This is a genomic window from Streptomyces sp. IBSBF 2435, assembly GCF_036815005.1.
Lineage (GTDB): Bacteria > Actinomycetota > Actinomycetes > Streptomycetales > Streptomycetaceae > Actinacidiphila.
In genome coordinates this window covers 1-6825 of the sequence record NZ_JAJSYW010000104.1, presented here as the reverse complement: position 1 = coordinate 6825, position 6825 = coordinate 1, and the positions used below count along the sequence as shown (strand labels likewise).

Genomic DNA, 6825 nt, shown 5'->3' with positions numbered 1-6825 from the left:
CCCGCCGGGGTTAAGGTAAAATACTACCGCCGAACGGGGTGTTACGGGGGGGGGTGGGGCGGGATATCCGCCTGTACGGGCCGCGTGATCAGGTATAGGCCGCGGAATACGATCACCCGAATGAGTGAGGGCGGCCGGTGCCCGTACGGGCCACTACCCTGGTGCGCGTGAAGGTCCTTGTCATCGGCGGCGGCGCCCGCGAACACGCCCTGTGCCGTTCCCTGTCCCTCGACCCCGACGTGACGTCGCTGCACTGCGCTCCCGGCAACGCCGGCATCGCCGAGGTGGCCGAACTGCACCCGGTCGACGTGCTCGACGGCGCGGCGGTCGCCGGGCTCGCCGCCTCGCTCGGGGCGGACTTCGTCATCGTCGGCCCCGAGGCGCCGCTGGTCGCCGGGGTCGCCGACGCCGTACGCGCGCGCGGCATCGACTGCTTCGGGCCGAGCCGGGAGGCCGCGGCGCTCGAAGGGTCCAAGGCCTTCGCCAAGGACGTCATGGCCGCGGCCGGCGTACCGACCGCCCGCAGCTATGTGTGCACCACCCCGGAGGAGATCGACCGGGCGCTGGACGCTTTCGGCGCGCCCTACGTCGTCAAGGACGACGGGCTCGCGGCGGGGAAGGGCGTCGTCGTCACCGACGACGTCGCCAGTGCGCGGGCGCACGCGCTCGCCTGCGTGGCCGCGCCCGGCAGGGTGGTCATCGAGGAATACCTCGACGGCCCCGAGGTGTCGCTCTTCGCCGTCACCGATGGTGAGACCGTCGTACCGCTGCAGCCCGCGCAGGACTTCAAGCGCGCGCTCGACGGCGACGAGGGGCCCAACACCGGCGGCATGGGCGCGTATTCGCCGCTGCCGTGGGCCGACCCGAAGCTCGTCGACGAGGTCGAGCGGACCGTGCTCCAGCCGACCGTCGACGAATTGCGCCGCCGCGGTACGCCCTTCGCGGGCCTGCTCTACGCCGGGCTCGCGATCACCTCGCGCGGGGTGCGGGTCATCGAGTTCAACGCGCGCTTCGGCGATCCCGAGACGCAGGTCGTCCTCGCCCGGCTCAGGACCCCGCTCGCCGGGCTGCTCAGGGCCGCCGCCACCGGGCAGCTCGCGGCGTATCCCGCGCTGCGGTGGAGCGAAGGCGCCGCGGTGACGGTCGTCATCGCGTCGTACAACTACCCCGACACGCCCAGGACCGGCGATCCCATCACCGGGCTCGACGCCATCGCCGAGCAGGGCGGCCACGCGTATGTACTGCACGCCGGGACGCGGCGGGAGGACGACGGGCGGATCGTCAGCGCCGGCGGTCGCGTGCTGTCGGTGACCGCGACAGGGGCGGACCTCGCGGTCGCGCGGAAGCGGGCGTATCGGGCGGTCGACCGCGTCGGGCTGGAGGGCGGGCACCACCGCGGCGACATCGCGGCGGCCGTCGCCGGCGGCGAATAGCGCTACTTTCGGCCTTCCGGGGCCGCGCGTCGTGCCGGGCACGCTCCGTGCCCGGACCTTCCCCCGGCGGTGGGCGTGCCGCGGGAACGGCGCGCACCAGCACGACCGCGGTGGCGGCGACACGCCACTGCGAGCGGCACTCGCGGGCGAAACCCCGCGGGGAGGCCGCAGGGAATCAGGGGGAAGGCCACTCCAAGGAGTGATGGGTCGGCCGTATGGATGACTCGTTCGCGGGGGGCGAACTAGGGTGCCGCGCAGGCGCACTGCGGGACATTGCGGCAAACAGCCGTACGGCCATTGCGATGTCGGTGGGCGGTGCGACAGTGGGGGGAGGCCGTCACCGGGGCGGTCACCACAGCGCAGGGGGTGAGCCGCCCGATGGCTGGAGAAGCAGGCGAGGCACTGGCGCGGGCCCGCGCGCTGGCGGTGTTGCGTATTCGCGGAGCCGCGCTCGGCGCGGTGCTGCTGCCGGCGGCGGGCGCGGTCGTGCTCCAGGTGGCCGGAGCGACCGGCCGGATCGACGGGGGCGCGTGGGACGGGTTGCGGTGGGGCGTGACGGGCACCGCGCTGCTCGTGCTCGCGGTGGCGTCCGCGGTGGCCGCGGTCATCGTACGGGCGCGGCCGGCGGTGAGTCCCGCGGTGCCGGTGCCGCAGAAGGCCGCGCCCGATCTGCACCGGATGGTGCAGGACCTGGCGGAGAAGCTGCAGGTCCCGATCCCGTCGGGGATAGAGCTGACGCCGGACTGCGACAGCTGGCTCGAGGACCGCAGGCCGACCGCGGGCCAGCCGGAGCGCCGCCCCGCGCCGGTGCTGGTGATCGGCTCGCCCTTTCTGTGGTGGATGCGGGTCGCCGAGCTGCGGGCGCTGCTGGCCCCGGTCGTCGCGGGCACCGGCGCCGCGGCCGACCCCGAGATATACGCGGCCCGGCGTTTCGTCCGGGGCCTGGACGCCGCCGCCGGCGTGGCCGCGCACGGCAGGAAGCAGCGTTCGGTGCTGCTGCGGCCGGCGTACGGCTTCCTCGGCTGGTCCGCCCGGCTGCTGCTGCGCGGGTGCAGTGCGCATGTCGCGGAGATGGAACGGGGCGTGGCCGCGTCCGCGTCCGAGCGGGCGCAGGCGGTCGACTACGGGCTGCGGATCGTCGCACAGGAGCAGGTCGGGCTGGCCTACGCCGGGTGGGACCGGCTGCTGACCCGGGTCGCGCTGCCCGCCTGGCGCATGGGCCGCTGGCCGTCCCGGCTGGACGCCGGTGTGGTCGCCGCGCTCACCGAACTGTCCCGCCGTGACCGGCTCGCCGACGGCTTCGAGACCAGGCTCGGCGAGCGGCCGGCCTGCGACCTGCTCGAAGAGCCGGGCGTGGTGGACGAGGCCATCTCGCTGCTCGCGGCCCGCCTCTTCCACGGCGGCCCGCGCCGTACCGGCCCCGACTGGGCGCCGGTCAGCTGGGCGCGCTACCCCGAGGAAGTCGTGGACCGCATCTGGCGGGCGGAGGCCGCGCGGCTGATACGCGTGCTGGACGAGGTGCGGCCGAGCGTGTTCGGGCGGCCCGCCGCGGGTGGGGACGCGGATGCGCCCGAAGCCGCGGGTGGGCTGGACGACATCGGCCCGTCCGAGGCCGCGCCTGCGCCCGCGCTCGGGTCGCGGGGCCGCGGGCTGCTGCTCGGCGGCCGTACGGTCCGCAGGGCCGCGGCGGACCGGGGCGCCGCCCCGGGGCTGCGGGACGAACCGGGCCGGGCCACGCTGGCCCGGGTGATCGACCGGCTCGCGGCCGGCGGCAGCGAGGAGTTGGCCGCGCGGATCGGTGCGCTGGTCGCGCAGGACGAGGCCGGCAGGGCAGCGGTCGCGGCACTTCCCGGCCCGGCCGCGGAGATCCCGACGCCGGTCTATCAGCTGCTGCCGCCCAGGACCGGGCGGGAACTGCTCGCCGACCACGTCACCGCGATGGTGTGCTGCGCGGCCGTGGACACGGCGGGCGCCGGCGCCGGGCTCGACTGGCTCGACGGGCCGGCCCTCGTCGTGGACGGTGCCCGCCGCAGCGACCTCGGCTGGCCGGTGCTCAGGCTGGTGGAGAACGGCGATGCGGCGCCCCTGCGGGCATGGCTGTCGGCGATCGGGGTTCGCGCCGAGACGTCGGTCCGGCTGGCCTGAACAGCCCCTGCGCGGGGCTCTTCGAGGGTACGGCGCCGGGTCGCCCGGCTGCCTTTACCGCCGTCTCGGCGGGGCGCGCGGTTGCTCGCGCCCGGGAGCGGGTGCCAGGTGCCATGGTCGGCGGCCTCATCGCCGTTGTGGCGGGGCGCGCGGTTCCCCCCGCACTTCTAAGGGGGTGCCGCTCGCGGTTCCGGCGCGTCTCGGCTGGGCGCACAGGTCCCCGCGCACCCGGGTGGGTGCCGCTTGCGGTCGCCGGTCGCCTCGCCACGGTTGTGGTTGCGCGCAGGTCCCCGCGCCCTCTGGTAGGTGCCGCTTGCGGTCGCCTCATCGCCGTCTCGGCCGGGCGCGCGATCGGGCGCGCACCTGGCAGGCGCAGGGTTGCGCCGGGGGGGCGAAAGCTTGGCCGAAAAGTGTGGCTCGCCACACCAGTTCGGTGCATATTTTCACCACGAACGGTGACTGCGGCAGCGCATTCTGTGATGTGCTTGCCTCATACCGCACCATTGCCCCGCCGTCCGAGACGGGTGGTGCGGTGGGGACGGAGGGGATGCATGGTGGCCACGGATCACATCAGGCGGTGGGAATCCGGTGCGCTCGCGCACGGGGTGTCGGACCCGTTCGGGCAGGGGCCGCTGCCGTGGTTGCGGAGGGAGCCGGAGTATCTGGGGGACGACGGCCAGGTCGTGCCCTGGTACGTGGACCTGGCCGCGAGCAGCGGTGAGGCGCCCCGCCGGCCGCATCTGCCGGGGCCGCGCACCGCGGACGACGTACGGCGGCAGATCAAGGGCTTCGCCTCGGCCGGTGCGGTGGCGCCGGGGGAGGCGATCGACTTCCGGATCACGGTGGACCCCCCGCAGGAGTTCACCGTCGACATCTATCGCATCGGCCACTACGGCGGTGACGGCGCCGCCCAGGTCAGTGCGAGCCCCCGGTTGTCGGGCATCGCGCAGCCGCCGCCGCTGGCGGCGGGAAAGACGATTTCCTGCCACCACTGGTGGCAGTCCTGGCGGCTGCAGATCCCGCCGCACTGGAAGACCGGCGCCTATGTCGCCGTCCTGACGACCGTCGACGGCTACCGCAGCCACGTCCCGTTCACCGTGCGGGACCCGGCGGCCCCCGCCGACCTGCTCCTGCTGCTGCCGGACGTGACGTGGCAGGCGTACAACCTGTATCCCGAGGACGGCAGGACCGGCGCCAGCCTCTATCACGCGTGGGACGAGGCGGGCCGGCTGCTCGGCGAGGAGCAGGCGGCCGGAACGGTGTCCTTCGACCGGCCCTACGCCGGTGCGGGCCTGCCGCTGCACATCGGGCACGCCTACGACTTCGTGCGCTACGCCGAGCGCTACGGCTACGACCTCGCGTACGCCGACGCCCGCGACCTGCACGCGGGCCGGATCGACCCGGCCCTCTACCGCGGCATGGTCTTCCCCGGGCACGACGAATACTGGTCGGTGCAGATGCGCAGGGCCGTCGAGTCGGCCCGCGACCTGGGCACCTCGCTGGTTTTCCTCTCGGCCAACACCATGTACTGGCAGGTCGATCTGGCGCCCTCGCCGGCCGGTGACGCCGACCGGCTGCTGAGCTGCCGCAAGCCGCGCGGCGACACGCGGGGCCGCAGCGGCCTGTGGCGCGACCTGGGCGAGCCGGAACAGCTGCTGCTGGGCGTGCAGTACGCGGGCCGGGTGCCGCAGCCGTCGCCGCTGGTGGTGCGCAACGCCTGGCACTGGCTGTGGGAGGCGACGGGCGCGGAAGAGGGCGACCTCGTGGACGGCCTGGTCGCGGGTGAGGCGGACCGCTACTTCCCGCGTATCTCGCTGCCCGAGTCCACCGAGCGCATCCTGCTCGCGCACTCGCCGTACGAGGCGGCGGACGGCCGCGGCTGCCACCAGGAGACGTCGCTCTACCGCGCCCCCAGCGGCGCGTACGTCTTCGCGGCGGGCACGTTCGCCTGGTCGCCCGCGCTCGACCGGCCGGGCCACGTGGACCCGCGCATCCAGCGCGCGACGGCCAATCTGCTGGACCGTATCTGCAAAGACGGCTGAGAGCTTTCTGCAAGCCGGGCCGACCGCGTTCAGTGAGCACGGCCGACAGGCCCCGCTGAGCGCGGTCGGCGCGCACGGCCGCGACGCGCCGCATCCCCCTCCGTACGCGAGAATCAGGGGCTGAACCACCGATTGGGGAGGACGACCGATGCCCGGATTCGTCGACAAACCGGAGCCGGTGCAGGTGCCCGGACTGGTCCATCTGCACACCGGGAAGGTGCGCGAGCTGTACCGCAACGCCGACGGCGACCTGGTGATGGTGGCCAGCGACCGCACCTCGGCGTACGACTGGGTGCTGCCCACCGACATCCCCGACAAGGGCCGGGTCCTGACCCGGCTGTCGCTGTGGTGGTTCGAGCAGCTCGCCGACCTGGTGCCGAACCACGTGGTCTCGACCGAGGTGCCCGAGGGCGCGCCCGCGGACTGGGCCGGCCGGACGATGGTGTGCAAGTCGCTGCGGATGGTGCCGGTGGAGTGCGTGGCCCGCGGTTATCTGACCGGGTCCGGGCTGCTCGAATACGACAAGTACCGCACCGTCTGCGGGCTCGCGCTGCCCGAGGGCCTGGTCGACGGGTCCGAGCTGCCCGCGCCGATCTTCACACCGGCGACGAAGGCCGACGTCGGCGAGCACGACGAGAACGTGCCGTACGAGGAGGTGGCCCGCCAGGTCGGCGCCGAGACCGCCACCCGGCTGCGGCAGGCGACGCTGGCGGTCTACGGCCGGGCGCGTGACGTGGCCAAGGAGCGCGGGCTGATCCTGGCGGACACGAAGTTCGAGTTCGGGCACGACGAGCAGGGCGACCTGGTCATCGCGGACGAGGTGCTGACCCCCGACTCGTCCCGCTACTGGCCGGCCGACCTGTGGGAGCCGGGGCACCCGCAGCCGTCGTTCGACAAGCAGTTCATCCGCGACTGGCTGACCTCCGACGCGTCCGGCTGGGACCGTACGGGCGACACCCCGCCGCCGGAGCTGCCGCCCGAGGTCGTCGAGCAGTCCCGGGCGCGCTACGTCGAGGCGTACGAGCGGCTGACCGGCACCCCCTGGTCATAAGCCGGACGCCGTCGTCCGTACGCCGTACGCGTAAGGGCGCGGGCACGGCGAAGGCCCCGGTCGAATCGACCGGGGCCTTCGCCTCACTGGAGCGGACGACGAGATTCGAACTCGCGACCCTCACCTTGGCAAGGTGATGCTCTACCAACTGAGC

Annotated in this window: 4 protein-coding genes; all 4 read left to right on the top strand. The window is 74.0% G+C overall.

The annotated features are described in order from the left end of the window. The first annotated feature begins 167 nt into the window (after nucleotides 1-167). The 4 genes from purD (at nucleotide 168) to V7E46_RS20440 (ending at nucleotide 6671) form a co-directional block, all read left to right on the top strand. Complete coding sequence (purD, locus tag V7E46_RS20455; protein WP_333769752.1) at nucleotides 168-1433, top strand: phosphoribosylamine--glycine ligase; 1266 nt, start codon at nucleotides 168-170, stop codon at nucleotides 1431-1433. A 378-nt stretch (nucleotides 1434-1811) separates the two neighbouring features. After that, nucleotides 1812-3578, top strand: a complete 1767-nt coding sequence (locus V7E46_RS20450; protein WP_333769751.1) for a hypothetical protein — start codon at nucleotides 1812-1814, stop codon at nucleotides 3576-3578. 551 nt (nucleotides 3579-4129) lie between these two features. Beyond that, nucleotides 4130-5620: a N,N-dimethylformamidase beta subunit family domain-containing protein gene (locus tag V7E46_RS20445; protein ID WP_443054269.1), complete on the top strand. Its 1491-nt coding sequence runs from the start codon at nucleotides 4130-4132 to the stop codon at nucleotides 5618-5620. Between the two features lie 148 nt (nucleotides 5621-5768). Next, nucleotides 5769-6671 carry a phosphoribosylaminoimidazolesuccinocarboxamide synthase gene (locus tag V7E46_RS20440; RefSeq protein ID WP_333769750.1) on the top strand — a complete coding sequence of 301 codons (903 nt, stop codon included), beginning with the start codon at nucleotides 5769-5771 and terminating at the stop codon, nucleotides 6669-6671. Nucleotides 6672-6825: the final 154 nt, after the last annotated feature.